The following is a 17915-nucleotide window of genomic DNA, read 5'->3' as shown; positions in this document are numbered from 1 at the left end:
GCTAACATAAATTCGGATATTGAAGAACATAGACGTGTTCTCTTTATCATAAACACAAAGAAAAGGAGGAATTTTTTTGAAAAAACAATCCAATTTATCACGCTTGCTGGAAATTGCAGGCAGCCATAAGTACCTGACCTATGCTTCCTGGGTGCTTTCTGCAATCAGTGCCCTGATTGCTCTGGTGCCATTCTATTACATCTGGAAAATGATCAAGGAAGTACTGGAGGTGGCACCAGATTTTGGCCAGGCACAGAACCTGACTGGCAATGGCTGGATGGCAGTATTGTTTGCTGTCCTGGCGGTGCTTGTCTACATAGCCGGGCTTATGTGTTCCCATTTAGGGGCATTTCGTATTGCCACAAACCTGCGTATCCAGACCATGGAGCATATTGTTAAGCTTCCTCTTGGATTTGCCGAGAGTTTTGGCAGCGGAAAACTGCGCAAAATCGTCAACGAATCCAGTGCAGCCACCGAAACCTATCTCGCTCATCAGCTTCCCGACAGAGCCAATGCCATTGCAACCCCCTGCGGTCTTTTGGTGCTGTTGTTCGTGTTTGACTGGAGACTGGGGCTGTTGAGCCTTGTTCCGGTTGTGCTGGGCTTTCTGATTATGATGGCAATGACCGGAAAGCAGATGCAGGAAAAGATGAAAGAATACCAGAATGCGCTGGATGATATGTCCAACGAAGCGGTAGAGTATGTCCGCGGTATTCCGGTGGTAAAAACATTTGGCCAGACGATCTTTTCCTTTAAGAAGTTTAAAGACTCCATTGACCGCTATAAAGTATGGGTGATCGCCTATACCAAGCAGCTTCGGATACCGATGATGTTCTATACAGCTGCGATCAACGGAGTTTTTGCCACACTGATCGCCGGAGGACTGTTGCTGACACAAGACGGTGTGACTTCCGGTTTCTTACTGGATCTCATTTTCTATATCATTATTACGCCGGTTATTTCTGTTACACTGACACGCATCATGTTCCAAAGTGAAAATGCCATGATCGTAGATGACGCTTTACAGAGAATTGACAGCGTTTTGCATTTGAAGCCTCTGGAGGAAACCAAACACCCAATGCATCCGCAAAACGCTTCCGTGGAACTGAAATCGGTTCATTTCAGCTATGACGGAGAAAAAGAAGTATTAAAAGATATTTCACTGACCATTCCTGAAGGACGAACCGTAGCTTTTGTCGGCCCGTCCGGCGGTGGTAAAACAACCCTTGCCAACCTGATTTCCCGATTCTTTGATCCCCAGAGCGGAATGGTAACAATAGGTGGTGTCAATGTGAAAGACATCCCGAAGGAGGAACTCATGAATACGGTGTCTTTCGTATTTCAGAACAGCCGTCTGATCAAGGCGTCCATTCTGGAAAATGTGCGTATGGGGAAACCGGAAGCTACCCGTGAGGAAATTTTGGCTGCCCTTCATCACGCACAGTGCGATGATATTCTGGAAAAACTCCCACAGGGTGTGGATACGGTTGTCGGTACAAAGGGTGTCTATCTTTCCGGCGGCGAGCAGCAGCGAATTGCCATTGCCCGTGTAATGCTGAAAAATGCACCGATCATCATTCTGGATGAAGCCACTGCCTTTGCTGACCCGGATAACGAAAGCCGCGTACAGGCTGCTTTCTCAAGACTTTCCGAGGGAAAGACCGTGATTATGATTGCCCACAGGCTTTCTACCGTAACAAATGTGGATCAGATTTTTGTCATTCAGGACGGACAGGTTGCCGAGTGCGGGAACAGTCGTGAATTGCTTGCAAAAGACGGCATTTTCAGCCGTATGTGGAAAAATTATCAGACTTCCGTGCAATGGAAGGTAACAAAGGAGGTGCAGTGATATGATCAAAAAACTGCAGAAAAAATATGCCCTGTCTGAACAGGGAGCAAAAGACCTGATCAAAGGCTGCCTGGCCTGTGTCCTTCAGAATCTGTCTTTTATGTTTCCGGTAGGTCTTTTATATTACATGGTCAGCGATCTGATGAACGGAGGTGTTCCCGGTGGGAAAATTCCATTTTATGTGGCAGGCTGCGTGGTGTGTATCGGCCTGATTCTGCTGACCACTTTCTTTCAATATAATGCGACCTATTTTGCCACTTACAAAGAAAGCGGTATCCGCCGCATTACCCTTGCAGAGCATCTGCGTAAGATTCCCCTTTCCTTTTTCGGGAAAAAGGATTTAGCCGATCTTACCAGCACCATTATGGCGGACTGTACCTTCCTGGAACAGAGCTTTTCACATTTTATCCCTGAGCTTGCGGGTTCGATCATTTCTACAGTTCTGATTTCCATCGGTCTGCTCTTTACGGACTGGAGAATGGCACTGGCTGCCTTATGGGTTCTGCCGGTTGCCTTTGCGATTGTGGGATTTTCCGCAAAGATTCAGGAAAATCTGAATCAGAAAGCGATGGATGTGAAGATGGCCTGCGCAGACGGGATACAGGAGTGCATTGAAACGGTTCGTGACCTGAAAGCGAACAACGCGGAGCAGGCATATTTAAAAGGTCTGGAAAAGAAGATCCGTGCCGTGGAGCATCGTTCCATCCTCAATGAATTCGGCCTTGCTGTTTTTGTGGTTTCCGCATCGCTGGTGCTGAAGCTTGGTATTGCAACGGTTGCGCTGGCAGGAGCTGTTCTGCTCATGCAAGGAAGCCTCTCCGTGCTTACATTCTTTATGTTCCTTCTGGTAGTATCCCGTTTATATGACCCTTTGCAGGGCGCACTCCAGAATCTTGCGGCAGTCATCAGTACACGAACCAACATTGCCCGTATGAATGAAATTCTCGATCATCCGATCCAGCAGGGCAGCGACAGGCTTTCCAATCAGGGGTATGATATTGTCTTTGACCATGTTGGGTTTGCCTACAATACCGGAGAAACCGTATTGAAAGATGTTTCCTTTACGGCAAAACAGGGAGAGGTTACGGCTTTGGTCGGCCCATCTGGCGGCGGAAAAACAACCGTATCCCGGCTGGCAGCAAGGTTCTGGGATATTAACAGAGGAAAGATTACCGTGGGAGGCATGGATGTATCCCGAATTGACCCGGAAACACTGCTTTCTCTGTATTCCATCGTATTCCAGGATGTTACACTGTTTGACAATACGATTCTGGAAAATATCCGAATCGGAAACAAAGATGCCACAGATGAACAGGTCATTGCTGCTGCGAAACTTGCTAATGTAGATGAATTTGCGGAAAAACTGCCGGATGGATGGCATACCAATATCGGGGAAAATGGCTGTGAACTTTCCGGCGGAGAGCGCCAGCGTATCTCTATTGCCCGTGCATTTCTGAAAAATGCGCCGATCATTCTTTTAGATGAAGCTACTGCTTCCCTGGATGTGGAGAATGAAACTCTGATACAGACAGCCCTTTCTCGTCTGATCGCAGATAAAACGGTTCTGGTCATCGCCCACAGGATGCGTACCGTAGCAGGAGCAGATAAAATTGTTGTCCTTTCTGATGGCACCGTGGCAGAAGAAGGATCACCAAAGGAGCTGGAAGAAAAGAATGGTGTATATGCCCATATGGTAAAACTGCAGACAGAAAGCCAGAATTGGAAACTTTCATAAAGAAAAAGGAGGGCTGGTTATGCAAAAATTAGGCGTTGTGGAGGATACCCTGTTTGTCCCTATGCTGGGCAGAATCTATGCCAGTGAGCATTGCCCGCAAATTTTATATGATAAAAAAGCATTGGAATTGAAAAATAAGCTACCCTCGGACTTGATTGAGCAGAATAAGCAGAACCAATATACCCTTTTGGCCTCTGCTTCCCGGTCTGCTAATATGGATCGGATTATTCGGGATTTTCTGGAACGCAGACCGAACGGTGCGATTGTCCAACTGGGTTGTGGCCTGGAGACAACCTATTACCGCTGTGATAACGGAAGGGCACGCTGGTATGCTGTGGATCTGCCTCATGTGATCGAATACCGGCGAGGGCTTCTTCCCGAACCGGAGCGTGAATGCTATATTTCCGGGAATGCCTTTGCAAAGGACTGGATCAAAAAAGTCCGCGATGAGGTGCTTGATACTCCGATTCTCGTTATTTCAGGTGGACTATTCCATTATTTTGAGGAAAATAAGGTCATTGCCCTTCTGCGTATGATTGGACAATTTGGAAATATGGAAGTTGTTTTTGATACCGTGAACAGAAAAGGCATGGCAATGATGCAAAAGAAGTACATGAGGCAGGTAGGCCATGCCGATGCGCAGATGTTCTTTTATGTCGATGCAGTGGAAGAACTGGCGGCAAAGATCGGGGGTAATGCAAAGGTGATTGCGGATGAACCATACTATCGTTACATCCCTAAAAACGGCTTAAAGATGTCCACGAAGGTCAGTATGGCGGTTTCTGATTGGTTCTGCATGGTGAAGATGATACAGTTGAAACTATAGATGCTTTTGCGTGGAAAAGAAAAGAGGTTAAATCTTGTTATAACATGTAATAAATGTTACCACAATCAACTCTACAATGATTTGTTTTCCAATAAATTAGAGCGATGATGTATTACTCAAATAAAAATTAAGCACAGAGTGATTCTTTCTAATTGGTAACTAAACTACTTAAAAAAATATTATATAATTAGTTTATATCAACTGATAGGGAGGTGGAAATGAGCATGAGTGAACTCCACAAACCAGAATGGTACGGGGAATGTGCTATAATTTCTGACAAATATAATGATTATGTTCAAATAAAATATAAATGCAATGGGACTGGAACTTTATATGATTACTCATTATTCCCTGGTATCAATTTAATTTTTATGGATTTTAACTGTTCAGATATTTTTCATGAACCGATTCCCAATAAAAATATCATTGAAATTCGTCATTACCAAAAGGGACGCGTTGAGTTTGAATTAAGGAATAATAAGGTTTTTCACATGAAAGAAGGAGAATTATGTATCAATGCTCTTGCTAATGTTCCTGCGGCATATTCTTTTCCCTTTGGATATAGTGTTGGATTGAGTTGTGTGATTGACAAAGATTCTATTGATGCGAAAACAAAACAAATTTTTTCTTACTATAATATTAATGTCTTAAATTTTGGACAAGAATTGGAAATAGAAAAAAAGTGGTTTTTATGCTGGACACCACAGCGATTGTTACATATCTTTGATGAATTATACGCTGCAAAAGGCGTGGAAGGAAAAGATTACTTCCGTATTAAATTATTGGAATTGTTTTACCATATCAAACAACTGCGGATTGAAGATCAGTATGAAGCAACATATTATTCCAAAGAGCAAATTGAAATCATTAAGCGTATCCGACATCAGCTTATAGAAAACCTCGACAAAAAACTATCCATAGAAGAACTCTTGCGAAAAGAGCCAATGAGCAAGGTCACATTTCAAGCTATTTTCAAACAGATTTATGGCGATACGCCCTATGCACATATCAAAAAGTATAAAATGAATCTTGCGGCTGTTTATTTGCAGGAAACAGATCAATCAATCACGCAAATAGCCGGTGAACTTGGATATTCAAATATTAGTAAATTTGCGCGAGCCTTTCAAGAAGTGTTTGGAATGCTTCCAAAGGATTACCGTAAAGCAAAAAAGTGATTTAACTTTTGGGCTGTTTTCTTGATTTACTTTTCCCTTTGGAGTAGTTAGAGACTGCAAACCGGTGTAGAATGACAGCGTAGTTAGTTGTTACTAACTACACTGTCATTTTATTTTAAGGAGGTTTCAAAGATGGAACAAACGGTGAAGAAAAAGTTTGGCATTCGCGATATTATGACGATTGCCGCAATGATGGTCATCAATTTCGCAATTGCAATGGTGATTAGTATGGTTACATTGCCTTTCCCAGCAGTATATTTATACGGCTCTGCTGGTATTGATGCCTTTATTGGAGCAACATTTTATTTGGTTGCGGCAAATCGCATTAACAAACACGGATTGTTGTTTGCTTGGGCTACGGTTTATGGACTAATCCAAGGTGTTATGGGTTATATGTTCTTGGTTCCCTATTTCTTGATTGTAGCCCTCATTGCCGAGTTATGCATGGTTGGCAAGAATACATACCGAAGTGCAGTTCGCAACCGAATTGGCTGGATGGTCAACTCAATCGGAAATTTTGTAGGCTGTGCCGTACCGCTGTGGTGGTCTTGGGACAGCTATCAGGAAATGGCAGCAAGCAGCGGTTTTGATGCAAATACCTTGAATATGCAGCTCTCTATGGTGACTTCTCCGGCGCTGATGCTTCTGGGTGTTGTCATTACTGCGGTTCTTGCAATTCTTGGTACATTGTTCGGCCAGCGGTTGCTCAGAAAGCATTTCCAAAAAGCTGGCATTGTAGGATGATGGCCGGAGAAAAAAAGCAAAGGCGGATTGACCGGATTGACGGGCGCACAGTTCTTTTCCTGACGCTGTGCGCCTGCCTTGTGACTTTCCTTACCACGAGTTTTTGGGGACATGGGATTTTTACCTTTTGGATTTTTCTGATCCTGTGCTGGTTCGGCTTGTATAAGCAGGCTATTGGATGCTTTGCGGTCTATTTGGTAGCGATTGTATGGCTGATGATCGAGACAAAGTATCAGATCAGTATCCCGTCACCGCTGTTACTCAGCATGATTTACAAGCTGCTGCTCCCCGCTATGCCAGCCTATCTTCTGGCGAAAATTCCGTCCGGGAAACTGACGGCCAACTTGAGGAAAATGCCTATCCCCACCCGTATCATGCTTGTTTTGATCGTCATGCTCCGCTTTGCTCCGACTGTGCTGCATGAATTTGGAGAAGTCAGGGAAGCCATGAAAATCCGTGGCTTCTTAAAATCGGTTGGCAATGTTTTGAGGCATCCGATGGACACGTTGGAATACGCCATTGTTCCGATGGTGTTCCGCTCCTTAAAGATTGCGGACGAGTTAGCCGCTTCTGCCATTGTCAGAGGAATTGAAAGCCCCTACAAGAAAGAAAGCTACTATGTCAGCCGGATCGCTGCGCTGGATTACTTTTTGATTGTTGTCAGCGTGGGAGCTGCCGTGTGCTGCTGTCTTTTATAGGAGGAATGGAATGGGAAAAGAAATTATGATCCGTGACCTGACCTTTTCCTATGGCGGGAACGGAAATCAACTGGAACATATATCGTTAGATATTGCCGCCGGGGAGGTCATTGTTATGACTGGCCCATCAGGGAGCGGGAAAAGCTCTTTGACGAGAGTGATTAACGGCCTGATCCCCTACTTTTACGAGGGGAAATTAAGCGGCGAGGTTTTTGTGGACGGAAAACCGCTGAAAGAGATTCCGTCCTGGGAGCGCGGCAAAATCGCAGGGAATGTATTTCAAGACCCCAGGAGCCAGTTTTTTGCCAATGAGGTAGCCGGTGAGATTGCTTTCGGCTGTGAGAACTACGGGTATTCCCATGAGGACATTCAGAGCCATGTTCACCGGGCGGCGGCGGACATCAAAATTCAGGACATTCTGGATCACAGTCTGCACAGCCTGTCTTATGGGATGCGCCAGAAAGTTGCGATTGCGTCTGCGGAGGCGATTGACCCGGAAATCTATGTCATGGATGAACCGTCTGCCAATCTGGATATTGCATCTACCTACCGCTTTGCAGACATTATCCGCGATTTGAAACAGCAGGGAAAAACCATCATCATAGCGGAACACAGGCTTTATTATCTGATGGATCTGGCAGACCGCTTCCTGTGTGTGCAGAAAGGGAAAATTGTGCGGGAATTTACCGCGCAGCAGATGAAAGCCCTGTCCAATGAGGAGATCCGGGTGCTGGGGCTTCGCACTCCTGACCTGCACCAGATCGAGCAGGCGGAAATCCCATCTGCGGCAACCAGCGAGGTTGTTCTGGAAGTGAAAAAGCTGAACCACTCTTTTGGTGAGACGATTGTGGCAAAGGATATTGACTTTCAATGCTGCAAGGGAGAAGTGGTAGCCCTGATTGGCCCTAACGGGACGGGCAAAAGCACCATAGGACGAATCCTGGCAGGGCTATTGAAAGAGAAATCCGGCGAAGTCGTTTTGTTCGGAAAGCATTGCAGACCGAAAGGCCGCTTGGGAAAGGTCTGGTACATTCCCCAGGATTTAGACAGCCAGCTTTTCGGTGAGGATTTGCTTGACGAACTGACTACCGGCGCAGAAGTCAACCCGGAGCGGAAACAAGCGGCGGAAGAAATCCTGGAGGCCCTGGAACTGACGCCATTCATCAAACAGCATCCCTCTACGCTGTCAGGAGGGCAAAAGCAGCGGCTGGCTCTTGGCGTGGCTCTAATGCACGAAGCGCCGATCATCGTACTGGATGAACCGACAAGCGGGCTGGACGGTACGAATATGCGGAATGTCAGCCGGATGATCCGCAAGCTGGCAAAGATGGGGCGCACCATTATCGTCATTACCCATGACGCGGAGTGTGCGCTTGCCTGCTGTGAGCGGGCAATACGCCTGGAGAACGGCTGCATTACCGATGATTTTCAAATCAGAGGCGCAGAGCTTCTTTTAGACAAAATTGGATATGACAAAAAGGAGGGTTAGAAATGGCACAGCAAAACGAGAAGCAGCCGAAAGCGAAAACCGGACTGGCACGCTGCCTGGAGCTGGCTTCCGGCCATAAAGGGCTGGTGTTCCTGGCAGGTTTTTTGGCGGCGCTGGCTGCGATCTGTTCTTTTGTACCGTACTTATCAATCTACTACATCATTCGGGAAATCCTGTTTGTTTACCCGGATATGTCGCTCTTGAATGTTTCCACGATTTCGACCTGGGGATGGCTGGCCCTGGCTGGAATTTTGGGGAACATCGTATTTTACTTTTTTGCCCTGTTGTGTTCCCACGTTGCGGCGTTTGGAACGCTTTATGAATTGAAGGTGGCCTTTGCCGACCACATCATGCAGATTCCCCTTGGGTATCATCTGACCCTGGGCAGCGGCAAAATGAGAAAAATCATGGACGAAAACATTGAAAGCGTTGAGAAATTCATCGCTCACCAGCTCCCGGACTTTGTGGCCTCGCTGGTCGCACCGCTTGTTCTGGTCATCATTCTTCTTGGAATTGACTGGCGGTATGGCGTGGTTTGTCTGGTCGGTATTGTTCTGGCCTTTATTGTGCAGTTTGCAGGCTTCAACGGAGAAGCAAAGGAAAAAATGCACCGTTTCCAGACCGCTCAGGAAAACATGAACAGCGCCTCCGTGGAATATGTGCGCGGTATGTCGGAGATCAAAGCATTTAATCAGACCGCCGATTCCTTTAAGCGGTTGGGCAAATCCATTACAGACTATACCTCTTTTGTGTTGGAGTACGCATTGGGCTGGCAAAACTGTATGCCTGCTTTTACCACGATCATCAACAATATTTATCTGCTTTTGATTCCGGTGGGCATTCTGATCGGGATGCACACTACGGATTTCAGGGAGTATTCGCTGACATTTATTTTCTACCTGATTATTGTCCATGCGATTTCCGGTGTCCTGAATAAAATCATGTATATCTCTGAGTCCTTTACGCAGATTGACGGCAGCGTGGAGCGTATGGATGAAATCCTGCGTATCCCGGCCCTGCCCGAAAAGAGTACGGCGGCAACAATCGAAAACTATGGGATTGCTTTCCGGGATGTCAGCTTTTCCTACGAAGCCGATTCCCAGGTCAAGGCCCTGTCTCATGTTTCTTTCTTTGCGGATCAGGGCAAGGTGACAGCCATTGTCGGCCCCTCCGGTGGCGGTAAGAGTACCATCGCCAGCCTGATCTCCCGGTTTTATGATGTGACGGACGGAAGTATTCAGATCGGCGGCGTTGACATTCGGGACATTCCGTTGGATGCGCTGATGGATAAGGTCAGCTTCGTATTTCAGGATACGTTCCTGTTCAAGCAGAGCATCCTGGATAACATCCGTATGGGAAATCCAGATGCTACGGAAGAACAGGTGATTGCGGCGGCAAAGGCTGCAAGATGCCATGAATTTATTGAGCAGCTTCCGAACGGGTATCAGACTGTAATCGGCAGCACCGGCGTCCATCTTTCCGGTGGTGAGCGCCAGCGGATTGCCATTGCAAGGGCTATCGTAAAAGACGCGCCCATTATCGTTCTGGACGAGGCAACTGCGTTCAGTGACCCGGAGAACGAGTACCTGATTCAAAAAGCCTTTGAAAAGCTGATTCAGAATAAAACGGTTGTAATGATCGCCCATCGCCTGTCTACGATTCGTAATGCTGACCAGATCCTTGTCATGGAAAAGGGCTGTCTGATTGAATCCGGCACCCATGACGAGCTGCTGAAGAAGGACGGAAAATACGCGCAGATGTGGAGCAGCTATACGGAGTCGATCAACTGGAAAATTGGCACAGGAAAGGCGGTGTGATCTATGAGTAAGCTGAAAGAAAAGTTAATGCTGTCGGAGAAAGGCTACTCCGACCTGAAAAAAGCGATTACGGCCTGCACAATAACTAATATTGCGCTGTTGCTTCCGTCTATGGTAGCCTGCCTGCTCTTTTGGGAGTTGTTAAAGCCATTTACTGGAGAAACAATTTCGTGGGCCGCATTGTGGAAATTGCTCGGCTTGGGGCTGGTGGCGGCTATTCTGGTGTTTCTGGCTGCGAAAAACGATTATAGGAAAACCTATATTGCTTCCTATAAGGAGGCCAGCACGACCAGACTTCGGATCGCGGAGCGTCTTCGCAAGCTCCCCATGAGCTTCTTTAACACAAAGGATTTGTCCGACATTACCACAAACATGATGGCGGATTGCAGCAGCATGGAATCCATGCTCAGCAGTACCATCCCGCCGCTGATTGCGAATATAATCTCTGTTACTCTGACTTGTATTTGTCTGGCGTTTTTTGATTGGCGCATGGCCCTTGCGATTTTCTGCACGATGCCGGTTACATTCCTTATCATCTTGGGCGGGCGCAAGCTGCAACTTCATCTGTTTGACAAACAGGTGGATGTGAAACTGGAGGCGTCCAGCCAGATTCAGGAATACCTGGAAGGTATTAAGATCATCAAATCTTGTGGTCTTGGCGGTTCCCGCTTTGATGCGTTGGATAAAGCACTCCAGGCCATGAAAAAAATCGCCATTAAAGTGGAACTGGCCTCCGGTATTCTGGTTCAGGGAGCCAGCCTGATCCTGCAAGCAGGGCTTGGCATTACTATTTTCATTGGAACGGTGCTGATAACCGGCGGCAAAATCGAATTGCTCCCTCTGCTGGTGCTGCTCATGTTCTCCACGCAGATTTACGGCCCGATCCTTGCCATTCTCTCACAGTTGACTTCTCTGTTTCATTTGGAGACTGTCACCAACCGTATGCGTACCCTGCTGACCACGCCCGCTATGGAGGGCGAGGATAAGGATGTATCCAAGTATGACATTGAACTGAAAAATGTCACTTTCGGATATAACCAGGACGATGTTATCAAGGATGTGTCTTTTTCTATTCCTGCTGGCAGCGTAACGGCCCTGGTAGGGCCTTCCGGCAGCGGCAAAAGCACAATTTCCAAACTCATTGCCCGCTTTTGGGATGTAAGAAAAGGTCTGATTTCCATTGGTGGTATGGATGTTCGCACCATTGAACCGGAACACCTGATGCGCTGTATGTCCTTTGTATTTCAGGATGTGACCTTGTTCAACGACACTGTTTTTAACAATATCCGTGTAGGCAATATGAACGCTACCGAGGAGCAGGTCATGGCGGCGGCAAAGGCGGCATACTGTGACGAATTTATCCAGAGGTTGCCGGACGGTTATCAGACTGTCCTTGGAGAAAACGGCAGCACTCTTTCTGGTGGTGAGCGTCAGCGGATTTCCATTGCCCGCGCTCTGCTGAAAGATGCCCCGATTATTCTTCTTGATGAAGTAACAGCATCTCTTGACCCGGAGAACGAGGTTTTAATCCAGCGGGCCATTGCAAAGCTGGTGGAGGGTAAGACAGTCATTATGATTGCTCACCGGCTTCGTACCGTTGTGGATGCCGACCAAATTCTCGTTCTTGATAACGGTAGACTGGTGGAACACGGTACACATGATGAATTGATGAAAAAGAACGGATTGTACCATAAACTGTTCCATATCCAACAGGAGAGTCTTGGTTGGGCTGTGTAAATTGTTTTAGAAGGGAGATGTTCCATGAAACTTCGTGCGTCCGGGGAGGACTATCTGGAAACCATCCTTGTTCTCCATAAGAAAACGGGTATGGTGCGCTCCGTAGATGTGGCCCGGCACATGGGAGTGTCAAAGCCAAGCGTATGTGTGGCAGTAAACACTTTGAAAGACGGCGGCTTTCTTACGATGGACGAAGATCACTTTCTCCATCTGACCGATGTGGGCCGCGAGGTGGCTGAAAAAATCTATAAGCGTCACTGCTTCTTTACTGAGCAGCTTATCGCCGCAGGCGTTGACCCCAAGACTGCCGTTCTTCGGATGCTGGCGCTTTTGCTTGTCGTTTTTTCGGGAATTTCCCCGAAAGGTGCCGCTCACCGCCTTCATTTCGATTCACTCATCAACCTGTGAATCGAAATGGAGGTACATAATGCAGAAGATCAATCTTCGGGAACTGTATCCCGATGTGTATAAAACCGATGTCTTTGTGGACGTGGCCGAGGAAGTACTGGCGGCAATCCGGGGCCAGGAGAAGGACGATGCTGCCTACGAGCGCCGGAAGTTCCGGCACAAGGCCCATTACTCTCTGAACCGGGAGGATGGCATTGAAAACGATGCCCTCAACCGGCCGCTCATCCCGGAGGAAATCTTGGAGCAGAAGCAGCTACGGGAGGAAGTGTACGCCGCGCTGATGCAGCGGACTGAAGAAACTGGCGCGTCTGCTGGGAACGGCCCGATAATATGACCGCCGCATAGTGGCAAAAAAATAGCTGGTGGAGGATTGTTATTCCTCCACCAGCTTACTTATCCTCTAAATGTTCATCTGGATCAACCCCAGCTGTCTTTACCATCTCTTTCAGCTCATCAGCCAACGCGCGGGTCGAGTTTAACAGCACTTTTCTGGCAGCCGGAGGGCACGAAAGGTAAAGCTGCCGCATATCGTTGGCGGCTTGCTCATCTTCTGGCAAATCGAGATTCATCAGGGAATCCAAGGATAAATTCAAGACTTTGCAAAAAGCACGCAGAACCTCAAAGGAAGGGTTCCTTACCCCTCTTTCACAGCTTTGAACGTGCTTCAGCGAAAAATGGCTCTGATCTGCGAGTTCCTGTTGCGTCAGTCCTTTTTCCTTACGCGCTTTTTGTATTCTTCGTCCCAGCTCTTTTATCAGTTCCATAGGCACTATCGTCTCCTTAATCATATTTTATCGCTACGAGGATGGAAAGCGTGTAAAGCATACGGTTACGCCGGTCCTCGGTGAAAAGGCAGCACATAACGGAAAAGTGATTTACAGCTTAGATTTTGAAGTGACGCCGCACCAGCTGCGGCATACATACATTACGAATCTGATTCATTCGTCCGTAGACCCGAAAACGGTTCAATACCTGGCGGGACATGAGAGCAGTAAAATTACGATGGACATTTACGCAAAGGTCAAATACAACAGACCGGATGAGCTGGTAAGAACAATGGGTGGTGCATTTGCCCAGTGGGATGCAGCACAGGCATAACATTATAAAAGCAGGAAACAACGCAGGAGCGAGGCAAGGATGTCTCGCTCTTCCCGTAGGAATAAAATAAGCCAGTGACGAAACCTTCAAATTTCGCTCACTGGCCTACTTTGTTTCAAGTTTCTTGGAAAGCTCCTTTAGTTCCTCTGTAAATCCACGAGTGTGTTGCAATAAGGTTTCCCGCATCTCCGGCGGGCAGTTCATATAAAGTAGCTTCATCTCATTCTGCCCTGCTTCGTCCGGCGAGAGATCCGGGTACATAAGCGAGTCCAGTGAAAGATGAACCACCTTTGCCAATGCTTTCAAAATCAGATAAGAAGGATTTCTCCTGGCTTTCTCAATATCGGCAATCTGTTTGGTAGAAACATGGGATTCATCTGCCAGCTGTTCCTGCGTCAGATTTTTTTGTTTTCGTGCTGCTTGGAGCGCATCTCCCAAGGCGGTTAAATCGTCAATCGGCATTATCGTTCACCTCAATAATATTGTATCGTTCCGGTTCAATTTGAGGAATAACCTTATCATTCCGGTTTGCCAGTATGATTATACCGATTTTCTTTTTTTAACAGCATGGTTGCGGGCTTGTATTCTTCGAGCAAATGAAATATAATAAAATAAATTGTCGGAGGTGTGAACATGGATTACATGACGCTCAAAGAGGCAAGCGCAAAATGGGGCGTTTCGTCCCGTCAGATAAATTATTACTGCACCGATGGACGCATCCCCGGTGCTGTCAAAATGGCCGGTGTCTGGCTGATCCCCAAGGAGGCAGAGAAGCCAAAGGACAGACGGTATAACGAAAGCAGGTGATACAGTGCTGCATATAGCAATTTGTGATGATGAAAAAGACTTTGTTCAGTATTTGACCGACTTACTGAACCAATACAGCAAGGAAACAGGACGGAACATAAAGATTACCCCGTACTATGACGGTATGGAGCTAATCGAGAAATACGATCCAACCATAGACCTGATTTTTCTTGATATTCAAATGAAGATGGTAGACGGACTTCATGCTGCCGAGCGCATCCGGCAGATGGACGAAACCGTGGGTATTATTTTTCTCACTACTCTGACACAGTATGGGCTTGAGGGATATAAATACCATGCGACGAACTACATCATTAAGCCCATGAAATATGCCCGGCTCAAATCAGAAATGGACAAATTTGTGGAGCGCAGCCAGAAAGAAGATACCCCCTCTCTGGTGATTACCAACGATACCGGCAAATATAAAGTGCCGCTGAAATCCATTCGATACGTTGAAACCTATAACCGCAATCTGATGTTCCATACCGAGCAGGAAAATATTATCTGCTATAAGAGCATGAAAGAAGTGGAACGGGAACTTTGCGACAAAGACTTTGTGCGCTGCCATACCAGCTATATTGTCAATCTGTTCTATGTGAAAGGCATCAAGAAGCTGGATATTGAATTGATTACAGGTGAGGTCATTCCCATCAGCCAGCCCAAACGGAAAGAATTTATGGAACGGCTGACGGACTATTGGGGGAATTTCTTATGATCCGCTTTTTTGAAATTCTCTCTTTTTTATTGGCATGGGGATATACAGCGATTTTCTTTCTTATTTTGAAATCCTTTCTTCCTCTCCGCAAAAATGTGGTACTAAAAGTTATAGCGTTTCTGATTTGTGGCTATTTAGCTGATTCCATTATCTATTCCAATGATGCTGGAAGTCTGTTTGGTACAATGTTTTTGTTTTTTCTCTATGTTCTACTGTTTTATCGCGGGACATTCATGGAGAAATTATCGGTCATACTTGTTTTTTATCCGGCACTCATTGCCATTAACTACTTAATGCTTGACACCGGGGGTCGATTATTCAAAATCGTAACCCAAGCAAGTTATGAGGAGGCTTTACAATCCTCAACACTCATGCTCACCAGTACAGCCATTCATACGGTGTCCCTTTTGCTGCGGTTACTTATGTTCTGGATTGGTGCATGGTTGGTTTTGCGGAGGTTTTTGGAAAAAATTCCGTCCCATCTGAACATAAAGACATGGCTGATTATTGATATGCTGATTCTTGCCTCATTTGTGGCAATCTTCACAATTATCTACTTTATGCCTGAAAATACTGTGATTGTTTATCCCATCTGTGGGGCTTCTATTTTTTCCAGTTTCAGTTGTATGTATCTGGCAGCCTATATCTATGATTCCATGCAGACAGCATACCGAGTACAGCAGATGGAAACACAGCGGGATTATTACAAGGAGCGCATTGTCGAAGAAGAACGTGTCCGTTCCATCTACCACGACCTGAAAAACCACCTGCTTGTCATGGAAAACAGGCAGAATACAGCAGAAACCCGGCAGATGGCCGAAACGCTCCGCTCTCAAATTGCAGACTATGAGGACTATGTGCATACAGGAAACGAGTTTCTTGACATCATTCTAAAGGATAAGGCAGCAAAAGCCCGCGAAAAGCAGATTGATTTCTCGGCTTTGGTTGATTTCAAGGGTATGGACTTCATAGAGCCGTTGGACATCAGCACCATCTTCAGCAATGCCATCGACAATGCTATGGAGGCCAGCGAACGGTTGCCGGAAGATCAACGATTGGTTACTGTCAAGGCCGAGCGTGTTCGGGATATGCTGATTATCGCGGTGGAAAACAACACCTTACCGGGGACACGGCCAGCCGAGGGAACCACAAAGAAAGATCGTTTCGTACATGGCTTTGGTATTCCCAATATTAAAAAAGCCGTTGAAAAATACGACGGACAGTGCAGCTTCCATCAGGGGGATGGAACTTACCTGCTGAAAATCCTGATCCCGATTCCTTAACAGATTGACGCCGCTTCTTCACGAAGCGGCGTTTCTTTTTTGTGCAGACTTAGTTTTTTCATTGTAGATGTTAGTTTACGCATTTTCCATTGTGCCTTTCTTTTGCCCGGATATAATGAAGAAAAAACACAAAAAGCAAAGAGAGGTTATAGAACATGAGTATTTTAAGCACCAAACAACTGACAAAGCAATACGGCACCGAGCCGAATATTGTTAAGGCGCTGGACGGCGTGAGCATTTCCATTGAGCCGGGCGAGTTTGTTGCCATCATCGGCACATCCGGCAGCGGCAAGTCAACCCTGCTGAATATGCTGGGGGGATTAGACCGCCCCACTTCCGGCTCTGTCAGAGTAGATAATTACGGGCTGGGCAAGCTGAAAGACGAGGACTTGACTGTGTTCCGCCGCCAGCGGATCGGTTTTATCTTTCAGAACTACAATCTGGTTCCCGTCTTGAATGTGTATGAAAATATCGTTATGCCCATCCAGCTTGACGGGAAAAAGCCGGATCAGAAATTTATCAAAGAGATCGTGGCTTTGCTGGGGCTGGAAAAGAAGCTCTACAATATGCCCAACACTCTTTCCGGCGGCCAGCAGCAGCGCGTTGCCATTGCAAGAGCTTTAGCCAGCAAACCGGCAATCATCCTTGCCGACGAGCCGACCGGCAATCTGGACAGCAAGACCAGTGATGAAGTGATCGAGCTTTTGAAAGTCACCAGCCAGAAATTTCATCAGACCATTGTAATGATTACCCATAACCCGGAAATTGCAGCGCAGGCAGATCGTACCATTCATATCGAAGATGGACGGATTGCAGAGTAAGGCGGTGATACCATGAAAAGACAAAAATCAATGATACGCATATTGACAAACCGCAGTTTCAAGGCAAACAAAACGCGCAATCTGGTTGCCATCTTTGCCATTGTTCTGACAACGGTAATGTTTACATCTCTGTTTGTCCTGTCACAGAGCATGGTTGAAAACCTGCGGAACATGAATTTTCAGCAGGCCGGATATAACAGCCATTTGAGTTCCGGCATCATGACGGACGCGGATGTGGAGAAGATCACCACCCATGAAGCTGTCCGGGACTTTGGCAAAAGCATTGTGGTTGGAATTGCTGAAAACAAGGAATTGACCGGGCGGCAGGTAGAAATCCGCTATGGGGATGAAAACTATGCCCGTTCCAGCTTTTCCTATCCCACCGAGGGAACTATGCCGGTGCAGGAAAATGAGATTGCTTTGGACACTATTACCCTTGATAAAATGGGGCTGCCTTATGAATTGGGGCAGGAAATCACCCTGCAATGGCGTAAGGACTTAAACGGGGAAGAAATCACCACCAGCACCTTTACCCTCTCCGGCTATTGGGATGGAAATTCTGCTGCTATGGCAAGTATGGCATGGGTTTCCGAAGCCTTTGTTCAAAGCCAGTGTGCAGGTATCGACCAAGTGGAACAGTTGGCAAACGGGCAGGTATTAGGAACGGTGATGCTCCATATCGACCTATACAGCGACAGCAATTTGGAAGATGT

The 17915-nt window shown here is 46.6% G+C and carries 17 protein-coding genes and 2 pseudogenes; 17 read left to right on the top strand and 2 right to left on the bottom strand.

Annotated features, from left to right (window positions below; translation table 11 throughout):
• Positions 1–76: 76 nt before the first annotated feature.
• From AC058W_RS01355 to AC058W_RS01305, 11 genes are all read left to right on the top strand, one after another.
• Entirely contained in the window at positions 77–1849 is a 1773-nt protein-coding gene (locus AC058W_RS01355) for an ABC transporter ATP-binding protein (protein ID WP_117846172.1), read from the top strand.
• A 1-nt stretch (position 1850) separates the two neighbouring features.
• Positions 1851–3584 carry an ABC transporter ATP-binding protein gene (locus tag AC058W_RS01350; protein ID WP_479389611.1) on the top strand — a complete coding sequence of 578 codons (1734 nt, stop codon included), beginning with the start codon at positions 1851–1853 and terminating at the stop codon, positions 3582–3584.
• Positions 3585–3603: 19 nt separating this feature from the next.
• On the top strand, positions 3604–4410 hold the full coding sequence (locus AC058W_RS01345) for a class I SAM-dependent methyltransferase (protein ID WP_479389610.1): 807 nt from the start codon (positions 3604–3606) through the stop codon (positions 4408–4410).
• A gap of 218 nt (positions 4411–4628) precedes the next feature.
• Positions 4629–5585: a helix-turn-helix domain-containing protein gene (locus tag AC058W_RS01340; protein WP_479389609.1), complete on the top strand. Its 957-nt coding sequence runs from the start codon at positions 4629–4631 to the stop codon at positions 5583–5585.
• 132 nt (positions 5586–5717) lie between these two features.
• The gene (locus tag AC058W_RS01335) at positions 5718–6329 is read left to right on the top strand and encodes an MptD family putative ECF transporter S component (protein WP_118630320.1); all 612 of its coding nucleotides are present in this window, start codon (positions 5718–5720) and stop codon (positions 6327–6329) included.
• Positions 6326–7027: an energy-coupling factor transporter transmembrane component T family protein gene (locus tag AC058W_RS01330; protein WP_479389608.1), complete on the top strand. Its 702-nt coding sequence runs from the start codon at positions 6326–6328 to the stop codon at positions 7025–7027. The genes AC058W_RS01335 and AC058W_RS01330 overlap by 4 nt, the downstream gene beginning before the upstream one ends.
• A 10-nt stretch (positions 7028–7037) precedes the next feature.
• Positions 7038–8516 (top strand): ABC transporter ATP-binding protein, encoded by a 1479-nt coding sequence (locus tag AC058W_RS01325; protein WP_479389607.1) that lies wholly within the window; start codon positions 7038–7040, stop codon positions 8514–8516.
• Between the two features lie 2 nt (positions 8517–8518).
• Positions 8519–10333, top strand: coding sequence for an ABC transporter ATP-binding protein (locus AC058W_RS01320; protein WP_479389606.1), 1815 nt, complete (start codon positions 8519–8521; stop codon positions 10331–10333).
• A 3-nt stretch (positions 10334–10336) separates the two neighbouring features.
• Positions 10337–12070, top strand: a complete 1734-nt coding sequence (locus AC058W_RS01315) for an ABC transporter ATP-binding protein (RefSeq protein WP_479389605.1) — start codon at positions 10337–10339, stop codon at positions 12068–12070.
• 24 nt (positions 12071–12094) lie between these two features.
• Positions 12095–12478, top strand: coding sequence for a metal-dependent transcriptional regulator (locus AC058W_RS01310; protein WP_479389604.1), 384 nt, complete (start codon positions 12095–12097; stop codon positions 12476–12478).
• Between the two features lie 19 nt (positions 12479–12497).
• On the top strand, positions 12498–12812 hold the full coding sequence (locus AC058W_RS01305; protein WP_479389603.1) for a hypothetical protein: 315 nt from the start codon (positions 12498–12500) through the stop codon (positions 12810–12812).
• Between the two features lie 55 nt (positions 12813–12867).
• Here the strand turns inward: AC058W_RS01305 and AC058W_RS01300 are convergent, their stop codons facing one another.
• Positions 12868–13242, bottom strand: a complete 375-nt coding sequence (locus AC058W_RS01300; protein WP_479389602.1) for a helix-turn-helix domain-containing protein — start codon at positions 13240–13242, stop codon at positions 12868–12870.
• 25 nt (positions 13243–13267) lie between these two features.
• Here AC058W_RS01300 and AC058W_RS01295 point away from each other — a divergent pair.
• A pseudogene (locus tag AC058W_RS01295) lies at positions 13268–13576 on the top strand (tyrosine-type recombinase/integrase); the annotation flags it as partial.
• 105 nt (positions 13577–13681) lie between these two features.
• Here AC058W_RS01295 and AC058W_RS01290 read toward each other — a convergent pair.
• A complete protein-coding gene (locus AC058W_RS01290; RefSeq protein WP_479389601.1) occupies positions 13682–14038 on the bottom strand; it encodes a helix-turn-helix transcriptional regulator in 357 nt (118 codons plus the stop codon).
• A gap of 171 nt (positions 14039–14209) precedes the next feature.
• Between AC058W_RS01290 and AC058W_RS01285 the strand changes: the two genes are divergently transcribed.
• The 5 genes and pseudogenes from AC058W_RS01285 to AC058W_RS01265 form a co-directional block, all read left to right on the top strand.
• Entirely contained in the window at positions 14210–14383 is a 174-nt protein-coding gene (locus AC058W_RS01285; RefSeq protein ID WP_479389600.1) for a helix-turn-helix domain-containing protein, read from the top strand.
• A 4-nt stretch (positions 14384–14387) separates the two neighbouring features.
• Complete coding sequence (locus AC058W_RS01280; protein ID WP_479389599.1) at positions 14388–15098, top strand: LytR/AlgR family response regulator transcription factor; 711 nt, start codon at positions 14388–14390, stop codon at positions 15096–15098.
• A complete protein-coding gene (locus AC058W_RS01275; RefSeq protein ID WP_479389598.1) occupies positions 15095–16381 on the top strand; it encodes a sensor histidine kinase in 1287 nt (428 codons plus the stop codon). Before AC058W_RS01280 ends, AC058W_RS01275 begins: the two co-directional genes overlap by 4 nt.
• 155 nt (positions 16382–16536) lie before the next feature.
• Positions 16537–17202, top strand: a complete 666-nt coding sequence (locus AC058W_RS01270) for an ABC transporter ATP-binding protein (protein WP_479389597.1) — start codon at positions 16537–16539, stop codon at positions 17200–17202.
• A gap of 12 nt (positions 17203–17214) precedes the next feature.
• Positions 17215–17915, top strand: a pseudogene (locus AC058W_RS01265) (ABC transporter permease); the annotation flags it as partial.

It is taken from the genome of Blautia sp. CGZ-1-C1 (assembly GCF_056504575.1).
This window is presented reverse-complemented; position numbering and strand designations above follow the sequence as displayed.